The organism is Methylomonas sp. ZR1, from assembly GCF_013141865.1.
Lineage (GTDB): Bacteria > Pseudomonadota > Gammaproteobacteria > Methylococcales > Methylomonadaceae > Methylomonas.
Map to the genome: position 1 here is coordinate 1,751,375 of NZ_RCST01000001.1, position 22,494 is coordinate 1,773,868.

21 protein-coding genes, 1 pseudogene and 1 riboswitch are annotated in these 22,494 nt (G+C 51.5%); of the genes and pseudogenes, 11 read left to right on the forward strand and 11 right to left on the reverse strand.

The window, feature by feature from the left end; genetic code table 11:
• Window positions 1–24 precede the first annotated feature (24 nt).
• From DDY07_RS08040 to DDY07_RS08070, 7 genes are all read right to left on the reverse strand, one after another.
• Entirely contained in the window at window positions 25–1,296 is a 1,272-nt protein-coding gene (locus DDY07_RS08040; RefSeq protein ID WP_101052267.1) for an NAD(P)/FAD-dependent oxidoreductase, read from the reverse strand.
• A gap of 42 nt (window positions 1,297–1,338) precedes the next feature.
• Window positions 1,339–1,551: a DUF2892 domain-containing protein gene (locus tag DDY07_RS08045; protein WP_033156334.1), complete on the reverse strand. Its 213-nt coding sequence runs from the start codon at window positions 1,549–1,551 to the stop codon at window positions 1,339–1,341.
• Window positions 1,548–1,703 (reverse strand): cytochrome bd-I oxidase subunit CydX, encoded by a 156-nt coding sequence (gene cydX, locus DDY07_RS24425; protein WP_020481307.1) that lies wholly within the window; start codon window positions 1,701–1,703, stop codon window positions 1,548–1,550. The genes DDY07_RS08045 and cydX overlap by 4 nt, the downstream gene beginning before the upstream one ends.
• Window positions 1,704–1,714: 11 nt before the next feature.
• Window positions 1,715–2,854 carry a cytochrome d ubiquinol oxidase subunit II gene (gene cydB / locus DDY07_RS08055; RefSeq protein ID WP_171695500.1) on the reverse strand — a complete coding sequence of 380 codons (1,140 nt, stop codon included), beginning with the start codon at window positions 2,852–2,854 and terminating at the stop codon, window positions 1,715–1,717.
• 24 nt (window positions 2,855–2,878) lie between these two features.
• On the reverse strand, window positions 2,879–4,429 hold the full coding sequence (locus DDY07_RS08060; RefSeq protein WP_171695501.1) for a cytochrome ubiquinol oxidase subunit I: 1,551 nt from the start codon (window positions 4,427–4,429) through the stop codon (window positions 2,879–2,881).
• Complete coding sequence (cydP, locus tag DDY07_RS08065) at window positions 4,419–4,658, reverse strand: cytochrome oxidase putative small subunit CydP (protein ID WP_171695502.1); 240 nt, start codon at window positions 4,656–4,658, stop codon at window positions 4,419–4,421. Before cydP ends, DDY07_RS08060 begins: the two co-directional genes overlap by 11 nt.
• Window positions 4,659–5,204: 546 nt before the next feature.
• On the reverse strand, window positions 5,205–5,861 hold the full coding sequence (locus DDY07_RS08070; RefSeq protein WP_253734438.1) for a thiopurine S-methyltransferase: 657 nt from the start codon (window positions 5,859–5,861) through the stop codon (window positions 5,205–5,207).
• 469 nt (window positions 5,862–6,330) lie between these two features.
• Between DDY07_RS08070 and DDY07_RS08075 the strand changes: the two genes are divergently transcribed.
• From DDY07_RS08075 to DDY07_RS08125, 10 genes are all read left to right on the forward strand, one after another.
• Window positions 6,331–6,762: a desulfoferrodoxin family protein gene (locus tag DDY07_RS08075; RefSeq protein ID WP_171695504.1), complete on the forward strand. Its 432-nt coding sequence runs from the start codon at window positions 6,331–6,333 to the stop codon at window positions 6,760–6,762.
• Between the two features lie 567 nt (window positions 6,763–7,329).
• Window positions 7,330–7,746 (forward strand): hypothetical protein, encoded by a 417-nt coding sequence (locus DDY07_RS08080; protein WP_171695505.1) that lies wholly within the window; start codon window positions 7,330–7,332, stop codon window positions 7,744–7,746.
• Window positions 7,747–7,836: 90 nt separating this feature from the next.
• Window positions 7,837–9,198 (forward strand): TolC family protein, encoded by a 1,362-nt coding sequence (locus DDY07_RS08085; protein ID WP_171695506.1) that lies wholly within the window; start codon window positions 7,837–7,839, stop codon window positions 9,196–9,198.
• Entirely contained in the window at window positions 9,195–10,742 is a 1,548-nt protein-coding gene (locus tag DDY07_RS08090; RefSeq protein WP_171695507.1) for an efflux RND transporter periplasmic adaptor subunit, read from the forward strand. Before DDY07_RS08085 ends, DDY07_RS08090 begins: the two co-directional genes overlap by 4 nt.
• Window positions 10,743–10,760: 18 nt before the next feature.
• Window positions 10,761–13,943, forward strand: coding sequence for a CusA/CzcA family heavy metal efflux RND transporter (locus DDY07_RS08095; RefSeq protein ID WP_171695508.1), 3,183 nt, complete (start codon window positions 10,761–10,763; stop codon window positions 13,941–13,943).
• 96 nt (window positions 13,944–14,039) lie between these two features.
• Window positions 14,040–16,271, forward strand: coding sequence for a cation-translocating P-type ATPase (locus tag DDY07_RS08100; protein ID WP_171695509.1), 2,232 nt, complete (start codon window positions 14,040–14,042; stop codon window positions 16,269–16,271).
• 49 nt (window positions 16,272–16,320) lie between these two features.
• Window positions 16,321–16,647 carry a hypothetical protein gene (locus DDY07_RS08105; RefSeq protein ID WP_171695510.1) on the forward strand — a complete coding sequence of 109 codons (327 nt, stop codon included), beginning with the start codon at window positions 16,321–16,323 and terminating at the stop codon, window positions 16,645–16,647.
• 51 nt (window positions 16,648–16,698) lie between these two features.
• The gene (locus DDY07_RS08110) at window positions 16,699–17,103 is read left to right on the forward strand and encodes a MerR family DNA-binding protein (protein WP_171695511.1); all 405 of its coding nucleotides are present in this window, start codon (window positions 16,699–16,701) and stop codon (window positions 17,101–17,103) included.
• Between the two features lie 97 nt (window positions 17,104–17,200).
• Window positions 17,201–17,911, forward strand: coding sequence for a MerT/CopZ fusion-like heavy metal transport selenoprotein (locus tag DDY07_RS24430; RefSeq protein ID WP_331725253.1), 711 nt, complete (start codon window positions 17,201–17,203; stop codon window positions 17,909–17,911).
• Window positions 17,912–17,928: 17 nt separating this feature from the next.
• Window positions 17,929–18,375 carry a hypothetical protein gene (locus tag DDY07_RS08125; protein ID WP_171695514.1) on the forward strand — a complete coding sequence of 149 codons (447 nt, stop codon included), beginning with the start codon at window positions 17,929–17,931 and terminating at the stop codon, window positions 18,373–18,375.
• 43 nt (window positions 18,376–18,418) lie between these two features.
• Here the strand turns inward: DDY07_RS08125 and DDY07_RS08130 are convergent, their stop codons facing one another.
• The 4 genes and pseudogenes from DDY07_RS08130 to DDY07_RS08145 form a co-directional block, all read right to left on the reverse strand.
• Window positions 18,419–18,982 (reverse strand): D-alanyl-D-alanine carboxypeptidase family protein, encoded by a 564-nt coding sequence (locus DDY07_RS08130; protein ID WP_171695515.1) that lies wholly within the window; start codon window positions 18,980–18,982, stop codon window positions 18,419–18,421.
• 3 nt (window positions 18,983–18,985) lie between these two features.
• The gene (locus tag DDY07_RS08135; protein ID WP_253734439.1) at window positions 18,986–19,576 is read right to left on the reverse strand and encodes an NTP transferase domain-containing protein; all 591 of its coding nucleotides are present in this window, start codon (window positions 19,574–19,576) and stop codon (window positions 18,986–18,988) included.
• Window positions 19,569–19,835 (reverse strand): annotated as a pseudogene (locus DDY07_RS08140) (XdhC family protein); the annotation flags it as partial. The gene DDY07_RS08135 and the pseudogene DDY07_RS08140, both read right to left, overlap by 8 nt.
• A gap of 188 nt (window positions 19,836–20,023) precedes the next feature.
• Window positions 20,024–20,407 (reverse strand): hypothetical protein, encoded by a 384-nt coding sequence (locus DDY07_RS08145; RefSeq protein ID WP_171695517.1) that lies wholly within the window; start codon window positions 20,405–20,407, stop codon window positions 20,024–20,026.
• Window positions 20,408–21,120: 713 nt separating this feature from the next.
• Window positions 21,121–21,195: riboswitch (cyclic di-GMP riboswitch) on the forward strand.
• A 426-nt stretch (window positions 21,196–21,621) separates the two neighbouring features.
• Here DDY07_RS08145 and DDY07_RS08150 point away from each other — a divergent pair.
• Entirely contained in the window at window positions 21,622–22,371 is a 750-nt protein-coding gene (locus DDY07_RS08150; RefSeq protein ID WP_171695518.1) for a hypothetical protein, read from the forward strand.
• Window positions 22,372–22,494 lie beyond the last annotated feature (123 nt).

Sequence of the window (22,494 nt, forward strand, 5' to 3'; positions counted from 1 at the left end):
CTATCAGCACGGCACAAACCAGTGTCAGCCTTTCAAACGCATAATGCCAAACATTTTTAAGGTCAGTTTTTCGTAGTAAGGCTCGCTAATACCCTTGCGAACTTTACGCATGAAGTATTTTTCATAACCAATTTTAGCCAAATGCACCCATTTGCCACTGGACGCCCACTGCACGTTACGTGGCGGAATTTGCGGCATGGCCAGGAAAGCGACGCCCGAATCGCCAAAGTCCGCCAGACATAGTGCATTCCAGGTGCCTTTTTCCTTGGGTTGTTTGCCATCCAGTTCTGCCCGTATGTTGTGAGCCGTAGCAGTAACCATCGACTCGATCATGTAACCAGTCTTAGGCGTGCCGGTCGGCACCGGAGTTTGCTCGAGCGGTGGAATGGCGATGCAAACCCCAATAGAGTAGATATTTTTATACGTGGGATTACGTTGATTCTCGTCAACAATCACAAAACCGCGTGGATTAACGAGCTTGTCAATACCGGTCAAGGCATCGACACCTTTAAAGGCCGGCAGAATCATACTGTGCTTGAACGGTAACTCGTGTTTCTTTTTCTCTTGGCCGTTTTCATCCACTTCAGTGACATACATCATGCCGGCTTCGATCTTGTCGATTTTGGCATTGCAAATCCAATTGATATGTTTGTTCCGCATCTCGGCTTCCAGCATCCCTTTGGTATCACCCACGCCGCCTAAGCCTAAATGGCCGATGTAGGGTTCCGAGGTGACATAAGTCATTTTCACCTTATCGCGGATTTTACGTTGCCGCAGGTCGGTTTCGGCGATGAACATATATTCATAAGCCGGGCCAAAGCAGGACGCCCCTTGGGCGGCACCGACGATAATCGGACCCGGATCTTCGACAAACTTGTCCCAAAACTCACCGGACTCGCCGGCATGATCGACGTGACAGACCGATTGGGTGTGGCCGTTGGGCCCCAAGCCCGGTACTTCGTCAAAGGCCAGTTTCGGACCTGTGGCGATCACTAAAAAGTCATAATCGACTTGCGAGCCATCGGCCAATTCCACTTGATTGTTTTCCGGATGAAAACGGGTGACTTTTTGTTGAATGAAACCGATCTTCTTTTTCTTGAACATCGGTGCCAATTCCACCTTGATATCCTCCGGCTTACGCCAGTTGACCGCTACCCAAGGATTGGACGGGACGAAATGAAAAGTCGGGGTATCGGCGATCACCACTACCTCGTCTTCTTTCCGAGCGTTTTCTTTCATTTCCAATGCCATCGGGATACCGCCGATGCCCGCGCCTACGATTACGATTTTTGCCATGAGACTACTCCAAATTGATAGATAATTATTTTTTTGCCGCTGTTATTGGCAGCTTTCTTTAATGCCCAATTTTTTAAGAATCATTTCCAGCGGGCAGAATCGGGTAAAACCGCTTTGAAACAAATTGGCCCCGACAAATGCGGTAAACCAAAGCCAATTGCTAGACTGAAATAAGGGGCTGCCTTCAACGCCGAGACTCAGCGACAGCAACACAAACAAGCCGGCGACAATACGGACGATACGTTCGGTGGTCATGACAACCTCTCTTTGCTGCGTTGCGCCAAGCTCTCGCACGATTGATCGATGCCGTGATGGTCGATGTCGCACACCGACTCCAGCCACATGGCGTTGATGATGGCGAAGGACGCCGCGAAACCGACGCCGAGTATCCAAGCGAAATACCACATGATGTGTCTCCTTAGTAAAGTGTGTGACTGTCTTTAAGCACAGCCGCTTCGGTCACGCTGCCCCACATCACCCGGTACACAAAACGGGTGTAGAGTAGGACGATGGGCAGAAAAATGATGGTGATCCAAAACCCGAGCAATAGCGTGTTATGACTGGAGGTACCGTCCCACAACGTCAGGCTGGAACCGGGCGCGGTTGACGAGATCAACAGGAAGGGAAACAAACCAAAACCAACCGTCAGCGCCACACCGGTAATGCCTAGGCTACTGAGTACGAATGCCCCCATCCTGGATTCGCCCTTGCCTAACAACCAAGCCAGCGCTATACCCGCAAATGCGGTCAGCGGTGCCAGCCACATCCAGGGATAGGTCATGAAATGTTGCAACCAGCTTGCGCCATGGGCGACGACGGTTTTATGCAGGGGGTTGGACGGTGCATCGGTAGCCGCCATTTGGGTAATTTCCGGGCGATCAATACCCACGAATACCCACACAGTAATCGTAGCCAATGCCAATAACAGCATCGGCCCCAAGGCATTGACGGTATTGATAGCGCGGTCATGAATCACGCCTTCGCTACGCCATTTCAGAAATAATGCGCCATGGAAAGTAGTTAGCAAAAGGCCGGTGAACCCGCACAACAAGGCAAACGGACTCAACAGCGCCCAAAACGAACCGTCGTAAAACGAGCGCAAATCTTGGTCGAAATGAAACGGCAGGCCCAGAAGCAAATTGCCCACCAGCACTCCGAGCAGAATCGGTGGCAAACTGCTGCCGATGAACAGACTCCAATCCCAACTGTTGCGCCAGCGCGGGTCTTCGATCTTGCTGCGGTAATCAAACGCGGCCGGACGAAAAAACAAGGAAAACAATACCAACAGCATCGCCGCATACAGCCCTGAAAACAACGTGGCATACACCGCTGGCCAAATCGCGAATATCGCGCCGCCCAACAGCACTAGCCAAACCTGATTACCTTCCCAGGTAGCACCGACGGTATTGATGATCACCCGGCGTTCCACGTCGGATTTACCGATAAATGGCAGCAATGTGCCCACCCCGAAATCAAAACCCTCGGTCAATGCGAACGCAATGCCGACGACACCGATAAAGACCCACCAAATCAGGCGGATGGTTTCATAATCAAACATAATGAACTCCTGTTGACGAAGGGATTAGGCGGCTTGCTGTTCGAGACAATAACGTCCTGTATGCAAGCTGCTAGGTCCGAGGCGCACGTACTTCAACATCAGATACATCTCGATAATCAGCAATATCGTGTAGAACAAGGCAAAGCCGCCAATACTGAACCACAGTTGCCCGGCGCTGAGGCTGGAAACGCTCATGTGGGTGGGCAATACGCCGGAGATAGTCCAAGGTTGGCGACCGACTTCGGCAACGAACCAACCGGTCTCGGCGGCAATCCAGGGTAAGGGGATGCACCACACCGCCATGCGCAACAGCCAGCGTTTTTGATCGGCAACTCGGGTAGCGCAGTAGTAAAACGTCATCGCAAAGATGAACAGCATGATAAAGCCGCAAGCCACCATGATGCGGAAGGTCCAGAATAGCGGGGCCACTTTGGGAATGGTGTCGTTGGCCGCTTTTTGGATCATCGCCGGGTCGGCGTCGGTGACCTTGTCGGTGTACTTTTTCAGTAATAAACCGTAACCGAGATCGGCTTTGTGGGCGTCGAACGCTGCTTTGGCACTTAGGTCACCGCCGCGCAGTTTTTGCAAATTGTCGTAAGCCACCATGCCGCTCTGGATACGCACTACGCTGTCTTCGCGCAAATCTTTGAGACCTTTGACATCTTCGTCGACGGAGCGCGTGGCAATCAGGCCCAACACATAAGGCACTTTAAGCGCCAGGTCGGTTTTCTGATTGTCCTGATCGGGCAAACCAAACACGGTAAAACCTGCCGGGGCTGGGTGGGTATCCCATTCTGCTTCGATAGCTGCCAGCTTCATTTTTTGAGTTTCGCCGGAGGTGTAACCGCTTTCGTCGCCCAAGACGATGACCGACAAGATAGAAGCCAAGCCAAAAGCCGAGGCTATTGAGAATGAGCGCCTGGCGAAACCGATGTCACGCTTGTTGAGCAAGTACCAGGAACTGATGCCCAACACGAACATGGAACCCGTGACATAACCGGCTGCGACGGTATGTACGAATTTAACCTGCGCCACCGGGTTGAAGAACACGTCAGCGAAGCTGGTCATCTCCATGCGCAGGGTTTCGTAGTTAAATGCTGCCCCAACCGGATATTGCATCCAGCCATTAGCAATCAGAATCCATAAGGCCGATAGGCTGGTCCCAACCGCTAGTAGCCAAGTAACCGTAAGGTGCTGGACCCTGCTGAGTCTATCCCACCCGAAAAAGAACAAGCCCACAAAGGTGGATTCCAAAAAGAATGCCATCCAGCCTTCCGCGGCCAGCAAAGGCCCGAAGATGTCGCCAACGTAATGCGAGTAATACGCCCAGTTGGTGCCGAACTGAAATTCTAGCGTCAAACCGGTGGTGACGCCCATGGCAAAATTGATCCCAAACAACTTGCCCCAAAACTTGACCATGTCCTTATAGACTTCCTTGCCGGTCATCACATACACCGATTCCATGATGCCGAGGATAAAGGTCATGCCCAGGGTCAAGGGCACAAAGAGGAAGTGATACAGCGCGGTCAGACCGAACTGCATGCGGGATAGCATGACTATATCGTCACCGAACATGGCGAGACTCCTGGGTGGGTTGTGAAAGAAAATCGGGATTGATTTGGACCGGCGCGGCGGGCAAAGCAAAGTGTGCGGCGATGTCCGGTTTAACTGCGGGGCGCTCTTGCCAGCGGAAGATCAAAAACCACAGGCCGGTGAGCAGGATTACTTTTATCAACAGCGCTGCGGCTATTTCCCAGCGTAGCAAGCCGGATTTCGGTAAGGCAGAATGTGTAGTATCCGTCATAGCCGCCTCCTGGATTATTGGCAGGCTCCTTAAATTCGCTGGCGTCGTGATTCCAGCGCTCGAGGTATCAGTTTCTGAGAGTTGACCGAAAAACATACGCACTTCGCAAATATCATTAATCAATAATATTTCTATATCAATTTGCGTGCCAAACGTGATTTCTCCGATTAATCAAGGTAGGTAAGGGCCGATCAGCTATTTAGAGGTGCAAAATACGTTTCAATATGAAACATTGAAACAATATCCAGGAGTCTGAAACAAAAATGAAACGTGGCACACCGATTCTGCAACAGTCTCCCGCTTTGATAAACCGACGCCCTAAATGCTGCCGCTCCATTGAGTATTGGAGCCCAAGGGCTTAAAGGGAGTCCGCTCCTCGCCGGAACGACGATTCCAGAAAATTCAAAAGAGGATCAACCCGGCCCTGTTTATCACTGGTGTTTCGTGCGGATTGCGCGCGTCGAAACCCAAGCGGATGCGCCTATAGACACACCGATTTAAGCGCCGGGTTAATGCTATGCGACTGGCAATTCGGTACTTCTGTTATCACCGAACCAACAGTTTATAGGTTTGCTCCACCATTTTAGTTAAGCCGCGCTCTTTAAAATGCAGCTCGGTCGCTAAGGCGTCGTCGCTGGTCAGCAATTCGATTTCACACCAGTGACTGTATAAACGCTCAACCTCGTCGGCTTGGACGCTAAACGGCGGCCCCGGCATTTCGTGTTGCGGATAATCGAATGCTATCAGCAACATTTGCACGTTGGCGAGTAACAGCGAGGACAATTTCATCACGTAATCGATGCGCATATCCGGCGGCAAAGCCACCAGCGCCGCCCTATCGTAAACCGCATCAAACTCGCCGACATCGGCAGCTTGCAATGCAAAAAAATCCCCGCAGAAAATCTGCAAACCGTCCACCTCGCTGACCCAAAAATCGCCTTGGCGCCGCACCGTTGGTTGCAAATTGTTATCGGCGAAAAACGACTCGACAGCCAGCGGACTTAATTCCACACCCACCACCTGATAGCCCATGGCCAAGAGCCAGAGCAAGTCCTTGCTCTTGCCGCACAACGGGACAAACACCCGCGCTTTTTCTGGGATAGACAAGCGCGGCCAATGCGTTTGCAGAATGGGGTTGAACTCATGCTTGTGAAAACCGATTTGGTTCTGTTGCCAACGCTGATGCCAAAAATCGTGATCCATAGCCTGCCCTCTGATTTGATATTGCACGAATAACCATTCTATTTGACTTGCCGGTTTACTGCTCGGCATTGTTGGTAGCGAAAAAGCCGATTTTTTCGAACAGCGGCGATAGCTGATGGCAATCAGCTCTTCATGTCCGCTGGCGCGGCTTGTCGATACTGAACATCCACTTGAATTTCCGCCGTTAAATGCCTCATTGACCTGCCGCCAGCCTGGGCTTCGAAGAGCTCAGCCCGAACGGGTAAAAAGGACCGGCGTAATAAATATAAGCTAACGTAAGAACCCATGGACGTAGATCCAACAAATCGTGATACATTTCGATGCGTCGCGCGGTCAAGCGAGCCGGAGCCGTTGCGAACGCTTCTTCTGCATGGGCAGAATAAAGAACCGGTTCAACACACGCTGCCGAGCAAGCCATGCGGGCTTAACTCGGTAGTCGATAATTTTTAAACCATCACAAGGAATTTTCATGGAACGTCGCGATTTTATTCGATTGAGTGCCGCCGGTGCGGCGATCAGCGCCATTGCCCCCAGTCTGGCCCAAGCCGGGGAAGCCGGCAAACAACCTACACCGCCGGGCGATGTGTTTTACACCAAGGATGCGCAAGGCCGCTGGGCCGGCAAAGCCGCGACGCATTTGCCGGTGATTGAAGTCGTTAAAGCCGACGATAAAACCACCGTCAAAATCACCACCCCGCACGAAATGAAAGGCTATGAACATTACATCGTCAAACACGTATTGCTGGATAAAGACTATAAATTCCTGAACGAGCGGATGTTCGATCCCAGCAAAGACCCGATCGCCATTTCCGAATTCAGCCTGGCGGGATACAGCGGCACGGTTTACGCCTTGAGTCTGTGCAACAAGCACGATCTTTGGTTGAATAGCACCGAGGTATAAAGCCATCAGATCGGCGATAACAAGGAGGTTGTCGCCGTTTGATCAATCATTTGCAGTCAGAAGCTCTCTGAGAATAGTCTGCAATCGACCCCAAGGAGTCAGTCGCTATTATCGGCCGTTTTTGTCTGGATTCTGCTTCTTAGCTGACCTTCAACAAGTTAGATCAAGTACAGACTCCATGTTCTTGAGACGGATAGCCCTTGGTTCTGAGCGTATAGCGCTCAAGTGCGCTATACGTATTGTGCAAACCTGGATCGGTTAAATGTAGCCACCTAAGCCGGGTAGAAACAATCCTCAGCTTGCTAAATCAAATCCCTACTTTCTTTTGGAAGATTGCGCACAACAACGCATCTAATAGTGGCAACTTTCAACGAATTCGAATGCCCCATTTTTGCATCGCCGTTGAAATTTTCTGCCTCAGAGTGAAATATACAGGCGTTCTTCAACAGCCTGTTAGGTCTCAAAACCAAGAAATACTAAAAACAGTAAGTCATTGTCATTTAGATTCATTTAATGTAACTTTAAAAAATGAATGCTCTACGACACTCTAAAACATGGCTCTCTATCGTGCTGATACTCGCGATGCTCTGCCATTTTGGCTTGGGCCATCAAGATGTGTCGGCCTTTGTGCTGTGTTTTGGGGCTGATGGTCATATAGCTGTAGAGAAGACTGGCAAAGACCCATTAGCTAGTGTAAATGCAGTCACTCGTTTCATCGATGAGACCAATGCTCTTACGAGCGATGAACGTGAACCCTGCTCGTCGCCTTGCACTGACATCCCAATCGATGGTGATGATCACATTCCCCTACAGTTGACGAATTTGTCAAAAATAGCGATTGATATTGGGCTTTTGCCGGTATTTTTTCTGATTTCACTCTTGGTTTTTTATGCCAGAGTCATCATTCGGCAATCGGCATTTTTCGACCCGCCGTTTACCGATTCCCGACTACTCGCCCTGCGCAGTACCGTTTTACTGATTTAGCCACCTCTCCTAGCTGCAACTCACCAGCCGAAGGCGCAGGTTCATCTGTGTCCGTGTTGACGTTCCCTCTATGCTACGGAGAAATTTTCCATGTTCTCAAATTATGTGCGGCCACTTGGCGTTGCACTGTGTTTATTGATTACTGTCGGCTCGGTCGATGCGAGTCCGGCAGATAACACGCTATTGCCGGCACAATCAGGCGATCTGGGTGCAAACGATACCAGTCGGCAAGCCATTGAGGAACCGACCGGTTCCCTGGTTTTGTCTCAAGCGCTTGCCCTAGCGCTAACCCAGAACCCCGAACTCTCCGCCTTTTCCTGGGAGAGCCGCGCACAGGAAGCGGCCACCCTCCAAGCGGGTTTGTTTCCCAATCCCACCTTCAATGCCAATGCCGCGAACTTTGGTAATCAGGTCATCAAGGGCTTCGATGGCGATGTCGTCACCTTGGAACTCAGCCAATTGATCGAATTGGGCGGAAAACGCACCGCCCGCATGGAAGCGGCATCGCTGACCAAACAATTAGCCGATTGGGATTACGAAACCAAACGAGCCGATGTACTCACTCAAGTTACGCAGGCATTTATTGACGTGTTGGCCGCCCAACAGCGCTTGACGCTAACAAAACAAACGCATGAATTGGCGAATCAGACGACGGTCACGACCGCTGCGCGAGTGCAGGCAGGCAAGGTGTCGCCCGTTGAAGAAACCAAGGCCAAAGTTGCTCGCGCTTCGGTGCAAATCGAGCTGATGCGTGCCCAGAAAGAACTGGAAGCCGCCCGCAAGCGTTTAGCCGCCGGCTGGGGCAGTACGACACCGCACTTTGAGGCGGTGAGCGGTCATTTGGAAAGCATCCAGGCGCCGGCTTCCCTGGACTCATTGACGCAACGCCTCTCCAAAAATCCCGATTTAGCCCGTTGGGCCACCGAGATCACCCAACGTCAGGCGCTTATCACGATGGAAAAATCCAAAGCTATCCCGGATGTCACCGCGACTGTCGGTGCCAGTAAATTTCTGATGCCCAATGATTACGCCTTAGTCGTTGGTTTTTCTGTGCCATTGCCGGTATTTGACCGCAATCAAGGCCGTATTCAAGAAGCCGAGCATCGATTGACCAAAGCGGAAGACGAATTGCGCAGCGCCGAGATACGCATCGCTACGGCATTGAACACCGCCTATCAGGCCCTGGATACCGCTCATTCCGAAATCATCACCTTGCAGCAAGACATTTTGCCGGGCGCCCAAAGTGCTTATGACGCCGCCTGTGAAGGTTATCGTTTGGGTAAGTTTGGTTTTCTCGACGTACTGGATGCACAGCGCACGCTGTTTAGCGCCAAAAATCAGTATTTACTGGCCTTGGCCGAATATCACAAGTCCGTGGCCAACGTGGAACGTCTGGTCGGCGGCAATATGAACGAGACAGTGGCGGACAGCCAACCCGAGGTATCACCATGAACACGATTAACAAAAAACAATGGACCGCTATCGCCGCGATTATCGTGGTCGGCCTCTTGCTCGGCCTATTGATTTTGATCATCGACAAATCGATGCCGGAAGGTGAGGAACACGGCGAAGAAAGCCATGCAGCGGCTAAAGCACATAGCACCGAAGGCGATGATGACCATGAACATGCCGATGAAGCCAAGCAGGCTCAAGGCCCGCACGGCGGTGACGTTTACAGTGACGGCGATTTTAAGCTGGAAATCCTGCTTAGCGAGGAAGGCGGCGAGCCGCACTTTCGCGTTTATCCGTTCAAACAGGATAAACCGCTTCAGCCCGTTGCCGATCAACTCTCCGTGCAACTGAAGCGCCCGAGCGGCGAACAACAACGCATCGAGTTCGAGCCTGAAAAAGCCTATTGGCAGAGTACCCAGACTATCGACGAGCCCCATGTCTTTGAAGCGAACGTGACGGCAAGACGAGATGGTCAGACGTTTCAGTTTGCTTTCAGTAAAGAAGAAGGCAAAGTAACCTTGAGCGATCAGCAAATCGCCGAAACCGGTATCTCGATTCAGACCGCAGGTGCAGCGCACATCACAAGCTCTGTCACCCTACCGGGTGAAATTCGCTTCAATGAAGATAAGACGTCTCATGTGGTACCGCGTTTGGCCGGTGTGGTGGAGAGCATTTCCGCCAACCTGGGCCAGCAAGTCAAACAAGGTCAGGTCATCGCCGTGATTGCCAGTACGGCGTTGTCCGAGCAGCGTAGTGAATTGTTGTCGGCACAAAGGCGATTGGAGTTAGCCCGCTCTACCTTTGCGAGGGAAAAGCACTTATGGGAGGACAAAATCTCGGCGGAGCAAGACTACCAACAAGCCCGGCAGGCGATGCAGGAAATGGAAATCGCCGTTCATAATGCCCAACAGAAATTGATAGCACTCGGCGCAAATCCTACCGTGTCGGCCAGCGGCGGCTCACTCAATCGTTACGAAATTCGCGCACCGTTCGACGGCATGGTGGTCGAGAAACACATCGCCATGGGAGAAGCGGTCAAGGAAGATGCCAGCATTTTCACCATTACTGACTTATCTTCCGTCTGGGCCGAAATTATCGTCTCGGCGAAGGATCTCAATGTCGTGCAGATCGGCAAACAGGTCAACATCAAGGCCACGGCGTTCGATTCATCGGCAACCGGTACGCTGTCTTATATAGGCGCATTGATGGGCGAACAAACTCGCACCGCTACGGCTCGCGTGACGCTGGACAATCCGCAGATGGCTTGGCGACCCGGATTGTTTATCACGGTCGAACTGCCCACCAAGGAAAGTGACGTGCCAGTCGCGGTGGAAGTCGATGCCATCCAGATGATCAAAAACAAGCCGACGATTTTTATTCGCGTATCCGGCGGCTTTATTGCTCAACCGGTCACCACCGGACTATCGGATGGCAAAGTCACCGAGATCGTGTCAGGACTCATACCCGGTACCGAATACGCTGTCAATGGCAGCTTCGTCATTAAATCCGAGCAAGGCAAAAGCAGTGCCGAGCACTCGCATTGATCCCCAGGAGTTCGCATCATGTTTGAACGACTTATTCGTTTAGCGATCGAGCATCGCTGGCTGGTTATCCTGGCTGTACTCGGTATGGCAGGGCTCGGTATCTTCAATTACTCGATTCTGCCCATCGACGCCGTGCCGGACATTACCAATGTCCAGGTACAAATTAATACGACGGCACCGGGGTATTCGCCTTTGGAAACCGAACAGCGGATCACTTACCCCATCGAAACCGTCATGGCGGGTTTGCCGCATCTGGAACAAACCCGGTCGCTTTCGCGTTACGGCTTATCGCAGGTCACGGTGATTTTCCAGGACGGCACTGATGTCTATTTCGCCCGGCAATTGGTGAACCAACGTATTCAGGAAGCCAAGGATAAACTGCCCGCCGGTATCACGCCGGCGATGGGTCCCATTTCCACCGGTCTTGGCGAAATCTATTTATGGATAGTCGAAGCCCAAGAAGGGGCCAAAAAACCGGACGGTTCGCCTTACACCGCGACCGATCTGCGTGAAATCCAGGACTGGATTATCAAACCGCAGCTGCGCAACGTGCCGGGGGTCACCGAAATCAATTCCATTGGCGGCTACGCCAAACAATATCAGGTGGCACCGATTCCAGAAAAACTGGCATCCTATGGCCTGACCTTGCAAGACATCGTTACCGCGCTGGATCGTAACAACAATAATGTCGGTGCCGGTTACATCGAAAAGCGTGGCGAACAATATCTGATTCGTGCGCCGGGCCAAGTGCATTCGATAGATGATATTCGCAACATCATTCTCGGTAATGTCCAGGGCGTGCCCATTCGTATTCGCGATGTCGGCGAGGTCGAAATCGGCCGGGAACTGCGCACCGGTGCCGCCACCGAAAATGGCCGAGAGATGGTGTTGGGTACGGTCTTCATGCTGATCGGTCAGAACAGCCGTGCCGTCTCGCAAGCGGTCGATAAAAAGATGGCGGACATCAACCGCACGCTGCCCGCAGGGGTGCAGGCCGTGACGGTCTATGACCGAACAGTATTGGTCGATAAAGCCATCAATACGGTCAAGAAGAACTTAACCGAAGGGGCGATTCTGGTCATCGTGATTCTGTTTCTGTTCCTCGGTAATATTCGTGCGGCCATCATTACGGCAATGGTCATACCGTTATCAATGTTGTTCACCTTCACCGGTATGGTGACGTATCAAGTCAGTGCCAACTTGATGAGTCTGGGGGCGCTCGATTTTGGTGTGATCATCGACGGTGCGGTGGTGATTGTGGAGAACTGTGTGCGAAGGCTGGCCCATGCTCAGGAGCATCAGGGGCGTTCGCTAACACGTCGTGAACGTTTTCATGAAGTGTTTACGGCGTCGAAAGAAGCGCGGCGAGCGCTGTTATTTGGCCAGTTGATTATCATGGTCGTGTATTTGCCCATCTTCGCGCTGACGGGGGTGGAAGGCAAAATGTTTCATCCGATGGCTTTCACGGTGGTCATTGCACTGGTGGGGGCCATGATACTGTCCGTGACCTTTATCCCAGCCGCCGTAGCGCTTTTTATCGGCGATAAAGTCGCCGAAAAAGAAAATGTGGTGATGCAGAGCGCCAAGCGTATCTATACGCCGGTACTGGATAGCGTCATGAGTAATAAGCCGGTGATACTCACGCTGGCGGTAGTCGCGGTGATTCTGTCGGGCCTGTTGGCGACGCGGATGGGCAGCGAGTTTGTGCCGAGCTTGAATGAGGGCGATTTCGCCATTCAGGCCATGCGTATTCCGGGTACCAGCTTGTCGCAATCGGTCGCCATGCAACAACAGATTGAACAGGCTCTGAAGCAGCAGTTTCCCGAAATCGAACGGATATTTGCACGAACAGGTACCGCCGAAATCGCATCCGACCCGATGCCGCCGAATATCTCGGATGGTTACATCATGCTCAAACCGCGCGAGCAATGGCCTGATCCCGATAAATCACGCGATGACCTGCTGGCGGCGATACAAGCGGCGGCCAACAAATTACCCGGCAACCTCTACGAGTTTTCCCAGCCGATCCAGTTGCGCTTCAATGAGCTGATTTCAGGGGTGCGTAGCGACGTTGCCGTTAAAGTGTTTGGCGATGATATGGATGTATTGAATGACACGGCGACTGAAATTTCGGCGGTCATGGAGGCAATTCCCGGTGCATCCGAAGTGAAAGTCGAGCAAACCACCGGCTTGCCGATGCTGACGCTCAATATCGACCGGGATAAAACTTCGCGCTACGGCTTAAATGTGGGCGATGTACAGGATGCGGTGGCTACCGCGATTGGTGGCACCGAAGCCGGTACCTTGTTTGAGGGTGACCGGCGTTTCGACATTATCGTGCGTCTGCCGGAGAACCTGCGCAGTAATCTGGATGCCATCAACCGCTTACCGATCTCATTGCCGCGCGGGCAAAACCGAGATGGACGAACCAGCTATATCCCTCTGGCTGAAGTAGCCGGCCTGGAAATGGCCCCCGGCCCTAATCAAATTAGCCGTGAGGACGGCAAGCGCCGAATCGTCATCAGTGCCAACGTGCGAGGCCGCGACATCGGCTCCTTTGTCGCCGAGGCCGAACAAAAGCTGCAACAGAAAGTCAAAATTCCATCCGGTTATTGGACGAGTTGGGGCGGACAATTCGAACAGTTGCAATCGGCCACCCAGCGCTTACAGATCGTCGTGCCGCTGGCATTGCTGCTGGTTTTTACGCTGCTGTTCATGATGTTTGGCAATGCCAAGGACGGTTTGCTGGTCTTCAGCGGCATTCCTTTTGCGTTGACCGGCGGCTTGGTCGCACTTTGGTTGCGCGATATTCCGATGTCGATTTCGGCGGCAGTCGGTTTCATCGCGTTGTCGGGTGTGGCAGTACTGAACGGGCTGGTGATGATTGCCTTTATCCGTGGTTTGCGCGACGAAGGCATGTCGCTGGATAAGGCGATTGTAGAGGGTGCTCTGACACGTCTTAGGCCGGTGCTGATGACCGCACTGGTAGCCTCGTTCGGTTTCGTACCGATGGCAATCGCTACCGGTACCGGCGCAGAGGTACAGCGCCCGCTGGCGACTGTAGTGATTGGCGGCATTCTGTCGTCAACGATGTTGACATTGTTAGTATTACCGATTCTCTACTGGTTCGCGCATCGCCAAGACCAACCAATAAATCCCATGATACCGGGAATTTCGCAGATTGATTCCGATGAGGATTAAGCGATGAGTAGTTGCAAGCCATCAGAAAAAACCTGTTGTTGTCCTGGTGAGAAACTGGATAGTCACCAGCCAACGCCATCAACCGCGTCGAGTGGTATGACATTCAAGATCGAGGGACTGGATTGCGCCGAAGAGGTCGCTACCTTGAAAAGCGCGATAGGCCCGCTAGTGGGGGGCAGTGACAAACTGGCATTTGATGTTTTAAACGGGCGAATGACACTGTTGTCTGATGCCGAGCCTGTGACTGAAAAAACCATCATCAAAGCGGTAGCGGCAACGGGCATGCAGGCGGCTCGTTGGCAATCCGGTCAGACTGATGCCGATGTCAAACAACTACACCGTTCGAAGACCGTTTATACCGTGCTTAGCGGTGTATTTATCGTGGCCGGCATGATGATTCATATCGCCATAGCCGGCGGCTTTGTGGATATTCAGACCGTTTTCAGCTCGGCAAAAAACGGAACCCTGCAATGGGACGTGGTCACTGACTATCTGCAAAGCTTATTGAATGCGCACGCTCAGCAGGCGATGCCTTTGCCTGAAAAAATAGCCTTTGGTTTAGCGGTGGCTTGCGGTGCTCGGCATGTGATCGTTAAGGCGTTTTATGCCTTGAAACGCTTACGGGCCGATATGAACTTGCTGATGACGATTGCTGTAATCGGTGCGATGTTCATTGATGAATGGTTTGAAGCGGCAACGGTCAGTTTTCTGTTTGCGCTGTCTCTGGCAATTGAGAGCTGGAGTATTGGTCGTGCCCGGCATGCCGTAGAAGCCTTACTGGATTTAGCCCCATCGACGGTGACGATCAAGGATGAAGCTGGCCAGGAACGTATGGTATCTGCCGCAGAAGTCAGTATCGGTACCCATTTCATATTGGCGCCTGGCGCTAAAATCCCCCTGGATGGCAACGTAATTGCCGGTTTCAGTTCAGTCAATCAGGCGCCGATTACCGGTGAAAGCATGCCGGTTGCCAAGCAAGTGGGTGACGAGGTGTTTGCCGGCAGCATTAATGCTGAAGGCACATTGGAAATCCGATCCACCAAGCTGGTTTCGGATACCACCCTGGCACAGATTACCCGCCTGGTAGGCGAAGCCCACGGTAAGCGAGCCGAGGTCGAGCAATGGGTAGAGAAATTTGCGCGTATTTATACCCCGGCAGTAATGTTGGTGGCGTTGGTGATGTGCATCATTCCGCCATTATTTTTCGAAGGGGCCTGGAACGAATGGTTTTACCACGCCTTGGTGTTGCTAGTCATTGCTTGCCCCTGTGCATTGGTCATTTCGACACCGGTCAGTATTGTCGCGGCACTGGCATGTGCGGCCCGACAAGGCATTCTGATCAAAGGTGGCATTTATATCGAAACACCGGCCCATCTTGCTGCGATTGCCTTTGATAAAACCGGCACGCTGACCTCTGGTCAGCCCATCGTAACCGGTGTTTATCCATTCAATAGTCATAACGAAGAAGAACTTTTAAGCCGCGCTGCCGCACTGGAATCACGAAGCAATCATCCGTTGGCCAAAGCCATTTTACGCTATACGGAACAACGCGGTATCAACGTAGCCAGCGCAGAGAATGTAATGGTTCTACCGGGTAAAGGTGTCACCGGACTATTTAATGGCACGGATTTCTGGCTGGGATCGCGTCGTTATCTGTTGGAACGTAGTCAAGAAATCCCGGAAATCAGTGAAAAGGCGATTACCCTTGAACAAACAGGGCAAACCGTGATTGCCATTGGTAATGATCGGCATATTTGCGGCCTCATTGCCGTTGCCGATCAACCTCGCGCCGACATCAGATCGATTTTGCAAGCGCTGAGACAGACAGGCATCAAACATTTAGCCATGTTAACCGGCGATAATCGGGTGACGGCCAATAACATCGCGGCCCAAATTGGCATCGATGAGGTACACGCCGAATTATTGCCGGCCGATAAAGTGGAGATAGTCAGTCAAATGGTCGAGAAATACGGCCAGGTAGCGATGATCGGTGATGGTGTCAACGACGCACCGGCGCTGGGACGGGCCAACCTGGGGATTGCCATGGGGGTGTTAGGGTCGGATGCGGCCATCGAGATAGCCGATATTGCTCTGATGGGTGATGACCTTTCCAATCTGCCTTGGCTGATTGGGCATTCCAAAAGAACGCTAGCGATTATTCGACAGAATATTGCTTTTGCGCTGACGATCAAAGCCGTGTTCGCCGTCTTGGCCTTTGCCGGTGTGGCGACCTTATGGGAAGCCATTGCAGCCGATATGGGGGCTTCCTTATTGGTCGTTGCAAACGGATTGAGATTGCTACATCCCAAAAACGTTGCTTTTAAATAGCCTGAGCAACTTTATAGAAACAACTTATAAACTTCTTTTGGAACAAACCATGAAATCAAAATTACTGATTACCCTTTTTCTGGCGCAATATTTACTATCAGGGTGCAGCCTCTTTGATCGGCATGCAATGGCTCCTGATCTTGCCATACAGCATGTAGCACTAGCCAAACACTTCGAAGACGAAGCGAACGAATTGCAGATCAAGATAGAGGAACACAAAAAAATGCTCAGCCAATTTGAGTCAAAAAGCTTTTTATACGGTAGACACGCGAACGATCTTAAAGCGCATAGCCAAGAAGTGATTGATCTTTACCAGCAGGCCGTCACTGCAAATCGTGAAATGGCGGAGTGGGTTCGGGGAACAACGGAGCATTAAATTGGCGATCAGCTTTTGTGGAACTTATAAATCTGAGAAACTTGTAACGGCATGAACCTAACTATTGGCACACTTGCCAAACAAACCGAAGTCACTATCGAGACCATCCGTCACTATCAACGCATCGGCTTATTGACGGAACCCGCGAAACCCGATGGCGGTTATCGAGTTTATTCCGCTGATGCGATTGCCCAGATACGTTTTATCAAACGCGCTCAACAGGCCGGATTTACCTTGAAAGAAATTGCCACCTTGCTATCCCTTGATGGGGCGCACTGTGCTGATGTTCGGCAACTCGCCGAGCAGAAATGCCAGCAGATCGATCAACAAATCAGGGATTTAACGGCACTGCGCCAGGCATTGGGAAGCCTGGTCAACGATTGTCAGCAGACAGCGCCAGCCGCTCATTGCGCTATTCTCGATGCGTTTGGCGATGATACATCAACCAACCTCTAATTTTAAGTAAGACACCACCGGCCACTTGACTCTGTTCTAAACAACAGGGTTTAGACTCCTTGCCAACATTGAACATGGTTTGGCTTAGGAGATTGACATGAATACAGACCCTGAAACACCCATTTACACACCGTCATGGTTAGGTATCGGCGCTCTCTTGGCCGCTATAGGGGCTTCGGCATGCTGTGTCGGGCCTTTTTTACTTTTATCTTTAGGTATTGGTGGCGCATGGATGAGTACGTTGACGGCACTGGAACCGGTCCGTCCATTTTTCATCATCCTGACCGTGGTCTTTATGGCGTTAGGGTATCGAAAACTTTATCTAATGCCTCAACGCTGTGAGGAAGGTGAAAGCTGCGCCACATTCGACATCCAGCGCCGACAACGCCTGATGTTTTGGTTGGGTTCAGCATTCATTTTGAGTCTGCTGGCCTTTCCCTGGTTAGCGCCTTTTTTCGTGGCTTGAGAGGATCTCGATATGACAATTAATTCTGGATTGTTACTGGTAAGCTTGTTGTTACCGGCCACTTTATGGATGCCAATGGCCTATGCTGAAACCACAGTGGCACAGCCAAACCAACAACAAACGGTTACACTGAAGTTAGAGAATATGACCTGCGCCATGTGCACAGTCACCATCAAGAAAGCCTTACAGAAAGTCGAAGGCGTGCAAACAGTGGCTATCGATTACGATGCCAAAACGGCCGTGGTTACTTTCGATAGCCAAAAAACCAATAGCGTCGCCTTGATCAAAGCCACGACAGATGCCGGTTATCGGGGTTCCCTGGTCACACCTATTACCCGATAAAGCCGAGGATACGGTCTATGTCTGATTGCTGCCCAAGTACATCCACCAAAACCAAACAGAATTGTCCTGAATGCGGCTCCACTTGTAAAAGTGTCGATATGTCTACGCTTTTTCATCAGGTCAGGTTTCCCGAGAATCAGTCAATCATCACTGACAGCTATTATTTTTGCCCTGTCAAAAAATGCTCAGTTGGGTACTTTTCCAGCGTGGGCAACACTATTCCCAAGCAGCAATTAAGAAGCTATCAAGCCATTCAAAACGACGCGCTTTGTTACTGTTTTGATATTGACGCCGAGCAGTATTTATCGGCGTTAAAAAATCAACGGGCAGAACCGATCAAAGCTTTCGTCATGCAACGTACTCAAGCCGGGGAATGTGCTTGTGAAATTAGAAACCCATCAGGCCAATGCTGTTTAGCGAATTTCAAGCGTTTAGAAAATGAGCACAATACAGATGTCAAGTGATCGCTATAAACCAGCCGTTCGGAGAACTGACTTTTTATATTTTTCACAGACTGCTTTTGGCCGACAGCCGTCCCCGATAACACCAATGCCAAGGCTCGTAAACATACCCGAAGCGGTTATCGCGCGGGAATGACAGAAAAAATTGAAAGCGTTTTGCGTTGCTTGATAGCCACTGAAAAGCAGCCGTTTGTTCGAACCGTTCGCCCAGCTCCGGGCAGTCGTCGCTGCCAATATCGATAGCATGACCGGTATGGTGTTCGCTGTAACCGGGCGGGGCCAAGACACGCAGAATCTCGTCGATAGTTTGGCCCTTCCCGAGCTTGCGCCGAATAATGTCGGCTTGATAATCCGCGCTGCGAAAGGCCGAGACCATCAATAGCGTAATGCCCTCCTCGGCAGCGGCTTGTTTCAATGCGTGCCATGCAACGGCCGCTTCCGCCGTGAGATAATACGCTCTGCCTTGCGGCGTGGTTTCCGCGACGATCAACTCTAAAGGCTCGCGGCATAATGCCAAACCTCTACCTGCCGGCAGTTCTTCCGGAATGCCTAGTTCGATGAATAGCTCGCGAATACGCTGTAAGTAGGCGTCAAGCGGTTGGGCAATCATGGGCTACATCTCATTGAGTGCATGCAAGCGCTGGTAATCGCTCGAGGTGTCGACATCCAGTTCCGCTTCCCGCAACGGCACTTTTACCAGCGTGTCCTCGAAGCGCAGTAACAAGGGCTTGGCTCCCCGGTCGCCGGTCAAGCTGGCTAGCTGGGGAAAATAAGCAGCCGGAAACACCGCCGGTACGCCAAACGACTCCGCATACTGACTAACCACAATACGCTCCGGCGCGTTTTGCCAAGCGCTAAGCAAACTTTGCAGATGCGCGGCGCTAATCAAGGGTTGATCGCACAGCATCAACAATACCGCGCTAGCTGAGTCCGGCACAGCCTGGATACCAGCCCGAATCGAACCGGCCATACCGTCCGCCCAACTCGGATTCAATACCACTTTGCTGCCGCTCAAATCGACCGCGGCTTTTATCGCCTCAGCATTTGCGCCCAATACCACCAACGTCCGCTCCGCCAACACGGCTTGCGCATTGACAAGCGCATGCGCCAGTAATGGACGCTCCTGCCAAATCAGTAATTGCTTGGGACTGCCCATCCGGCTGGAGGCACCGGCCGCCACGATGACGGCATGCACATTATCCATGGCTGCAGGCATGTTTGAGCGCAACCGGCTCTTTCCCCAGTTGCCAGCCGCTACGACCGTTGAGCTGGGTCTGAATGCCGGCCACTATCGACAAGGCAATTTCTTCCGGAGTTTGCGCGCCGATGTCCAAACCGAACGGGCGGAATACCCGTTCGACTATCAGTGCCGCGTTGTCGCCCAAGCTGTGCAGCAGCCGCTGCTTGCGATGCACCGGACCCAGCAAACCGACCAACTCGCCGGTTTGGGTAATCAACATGCGCGCGGTGGCCTTTTGGTAGGTCGAGCCAAAGGTTTGTTGCCAAAAATTGGCGTGCGTTTTTTAGTGGATGATTCCTGCACTGACTATTCCTATAAAGAGATTGCCGCTCGAGCAGTTAAAAACTGACCAGGGTTTTGTCCGCGACTTATTGACGGCCTCCAAGCACAAAATGCATAAGGTGTGGAAACTCAAGCCTTGGCTTTTTTATCCTTGCGGATGCCCCGGACCGCATACGTCCTGGCTTTATCTTTGGCGGTTTCCGCAAAGAAGGTCTTCCAGATCTCGCAGCCTCTATCGGCAATTGCCACCGAAATATCCTTAAATAAACTGATACCTTCCAGCACCATTGTCGGGGTAAAACCATAATCGTGGGTTAGGTAGTAACTGATGCTCATCAGATAGGTTTTTTCTCTGCTCATGAGCTTGATCAGCCGTTGCTTTTGTTTATCGTAGACATAGTAAGAGGTCAGCGCCAGCAGGCTCAGGCCAAAAAATTTCGTCCACAACAAAATGTAGGCATCGTCTTCATAGAGCTTCTGACCCTTGTTCAAAATGGCATCGGTTTTATTCATATCTATCCTCGGTGAAAGTGTCGGGCATCTTAATTTAAGTTTGAAAATTTTGTGTTGGAAATATTGGATAGTGTCGTCATAACACAGCCGCCCAAAGCGCAATACCGCGTAACTACAAGGCTGGCAAGAACCAAGCGGTGTTTTTAGCTTAACCAGTAGCTATGCCATGCCATCGCCTTAAATGCAAAAAATGCCTTTTCCACCTGATGGCAAAGGCGATTAGAGGAATCAACCTTTTCTGGGACAGAGTGATTTTCGTCAGCAATTGGCAGATGACTAAAGCTCCGGCGAGGCTGGTCGTCGATTGCCGACGAAGTCATGATACGCATGAGAACGTTGGATTTTTATTTCGGAATTCGTTCCCAACCTTCGTTCCAGCACCCTGATTTTTAAGCAGCCAGCTTGGTATATCACTACCCGAACTTATGACTTTTACCCTTACGGCGCAAACTCAAAGCTGCCACCCAAAATCTCTTAAATAAAATAAGGGATATAACCCAAAATACGCGAAATAACACACCCTGCATAGCGTTATAGCCATCTAAAACCCCAGAAAACCGCCACACTTATTACTACTCCACCCTATCAAATAAAACAGCTTATCCCATTGTTTTATATGAACATAGCCATAGAAAAGCACTACAAATCCACGCTTAAATATATTTTGGCGCACGTTTTGCATTACAAATAGTGCTGCACCCTCCTGGGCGCAGCCACCAAGTCGCCACACTCGTCGCAAGGCGGGGCCGGAAAGCTGCGGATCTGATTCAGATAGTCGAGCTGCCTCTTATGAGCGGGTAAGAGAAGGGTCTAGCCGGTCGAGATTCATACACCGACAACTACCCATAGCGCTCGCTCACTGGTCAGGAATAGTTTGTTGTATCACCTGATTAGCTAAACCCGTTGTTTAACTCACTACGCAAGCAAGCCCGGTATTTAAAACTCTTTGGACGGTCTCTCTCGCAACCATAGCGTAGCGTGATCAATTCAGGAATATTGAAATACATAGCGGTTTTAAGGCTGTTCAAATTGCGCGGGAAGCCATCGGCCCAGCACTTACCGTACACAAAGGACCGGAAAGTAAGAGCCTGGCATCGCGGCATCCGGCGTAAGTGCGCTAGGCAACGACTCGCAAAGGGAATTGCGAAACATTGAATGTCGCCGGTAAAACCTACCGGTAAAAATCTTCGTCTTACTATGAAAGGAATTGAAATATGTCTGTTAACACGAAACATGCGCCTGCCTTGAAAAAGGTGGCTGCAACACTTGCTATTTCACTTTTAGGCCTCGGCAATGTACAAGCCGAGACCGTAAACGGCACCATCTATAAAACCGTCGACCCGGTTCACGGCGCCGGTACCACAATCGATTTCTATTCGTTCTCCTTGTCATCGGCTGCCAATGTGATAATCGATGTCCTGGCGAATGAAGGCTACGCAGCGGGCTGGGGCGCGCATCCCGGCGCGTATGTCGATATAAACGGCGACGGCGAACTAACACTGGCAGATAGCCAATTCCGCATTTTTCAGGACACAGTCTCACTGACTACCGAAATCGTCAGCGGTGACGACAGTCCAGCCTACACCATACCCGGCAATACCGGCGGATGGGCCGATGGCAGCTTGTTGAGCCGAGACTCCTATCTGGCTACTGCATTGGACGTGGGCAATTACATTATTGCTTTTGGCGATTACTCTCTGACCATCGAAGAAGCCGTACTGGGCTTCAACAAGGGCGACACCATCACCGGTGCGACCGGCGTCAACCCGATAACGGGCGCCACCGGTCAAGATCATTTCGACTATCAAATTACCCTGACCGCCACTGACTACGTCACAGGAGCCAGCCTGCCTTTGACCATAACCGGCGAGGGTGTTAGCGCAGTGCCGGTGCCAGGGGCCGTTTGGTTATTCGGTTCTGCACTAATGGGATTCGGTGTATTCGGCAAACGCCGCACCGCGTAAACCCCGGCAAACAAGAGCGAAAAGGTCAGCCGACATCAGCTGTCGACTCACCCCTCGCAATGCATGTCTAAATCCTTTGGAGATGTCTATCTTTTGGCTGCCAGGCCCGAAATACTCAGACAA

Bases quoted from the DNA above. Each gene is read 5' to 3' on its own strand.
- DDY07_RS08040 (WP_101052267.1), bottom strand. From the start codon at position 1,296: ATGGCAAAAATCGTAATCGTAGGCGCGGGCATCGGCGGTATCCCGATG.
- DDY07_RS08045 (WP_033156334.1), bottom strand. From the start codon at position 1,551: ATGACCACCGAACGTATCGTCCGTATTGTCGCCGGCTTGTTTGTGTTG.
- cydX (WP_020481307.1), bottom strand. From the start codon at position 1,703: ATGTGGTATTTCGCTTGGATACTCGGCGTCGGTTTCGCGGCGTCCTTC.
- cydB (WP_171695500.1), bottom strand. From the start codon at position 2,854: ATGTTTGATTATGAAACCATCCGCCTGATTTGGTGGGTCTTTATCGGT.
- DDY07_RS08060 (WP_171695501.1), bottom strand. From the start codon at position 4,429: ATGTTCGGTGACGATATAGTCATGCTATCCCGCATGCAGTTCGGTCTG.
- cydP (WP_171695502.1), bottom strand. From the start codon at position 4,658: ATGACGGATACTACACATTCTGCCTTACCGAAATCCGGCTTGCTACGC.
- DDY07_RS08070 (WP_253734438.1), bottom strand. From the start codon at position 5,861: ATGGATCACGATTTTTGGCATCAGCGTTGGCAACAGAACCAAATCGGT.
- DDY07_RS08075 (WP_171695504.1), top strand. From the start codon at position 6,331: ATGGAACGTCGCGATTTTATTCGATTGAGTGCCGCCGGTGCGGCGATC.
- DDY07_RS08085 (WP_171695506.1), top strand. From the start codon at position 7,837: ATGTTCTCAAATTATGTGCGGCCACTTGGCGTTGCACTGTGTTTATTG.
- DDY07_RS08090 (WP_171695507.1), top strand. From the start codon at position 9,195: ATGAACACGATTAACAAAAAACAATGGACCGCTATCGCCGCGATTATC.
- DDY07_RS08095 (WP_171695508.1), top strand. From the start codon at position 10,761: ATGTTTGAACGACTTATTCGTTTAGCGATCGAGCATCGCTGGCTGGTT.
- DDY07_RS08100 (WP_171695509.1), top strand. From the start codon at position 14,040: ATGACATTCAAGATCGAGGGACTGGATTGCGCCGAAGAGGTCGCTACC.
- DDY07_RS08105 (WP_171695510.1), top strand. From the start codon at position 16,321: ATGAAATCAAAATTACTGATTACCCTTTTTCTGGCGCAATATTTACTA.
- DDY07_RS08110 (WP_171695511.1), top strand. From the start codon at position 16,699: ATGAACCTAACTATTGGCACACTTGCCAAACAAACCGAAGTCACTATC.
- DDY07_RS08125 (WP_171695514.1), top strand. From the start codon at position 17,929: ATGTCTGATTGCTGCCCAAGTACATCCACCAAAACCAAACAGAATTGT.
- DDY07_RS08130 (WP_171695515.1), bottom strand. From the start codon at position 18,982: ATGATTGCCCAACCGCTTGACGCCTACTTACAGCGTATTCGCGAGCTA.
- DDY07_RS08135 (WP_253734439.1), bottom strand. From the start codon at position 19,576: ATGGATAATGTGCATGCCGTCATCGTGGCGGCCGGTGCCTCCAGCCGG.
- DDY07_RS08145 (WP_171695517.1), bottom strand. From the start codon at position 20,407: ATGAATAAAACCGATGCCATTTTGAACAAGGGTCAGAAGCTCTATGAA.
- DDY07_RS08150 (WP_171695518.1), top strand. From the start codon at position 21,622: ATGTCTGTTAACACGAAACATGCGCCTGCCTTGAAAAAGGTGGCTGCA.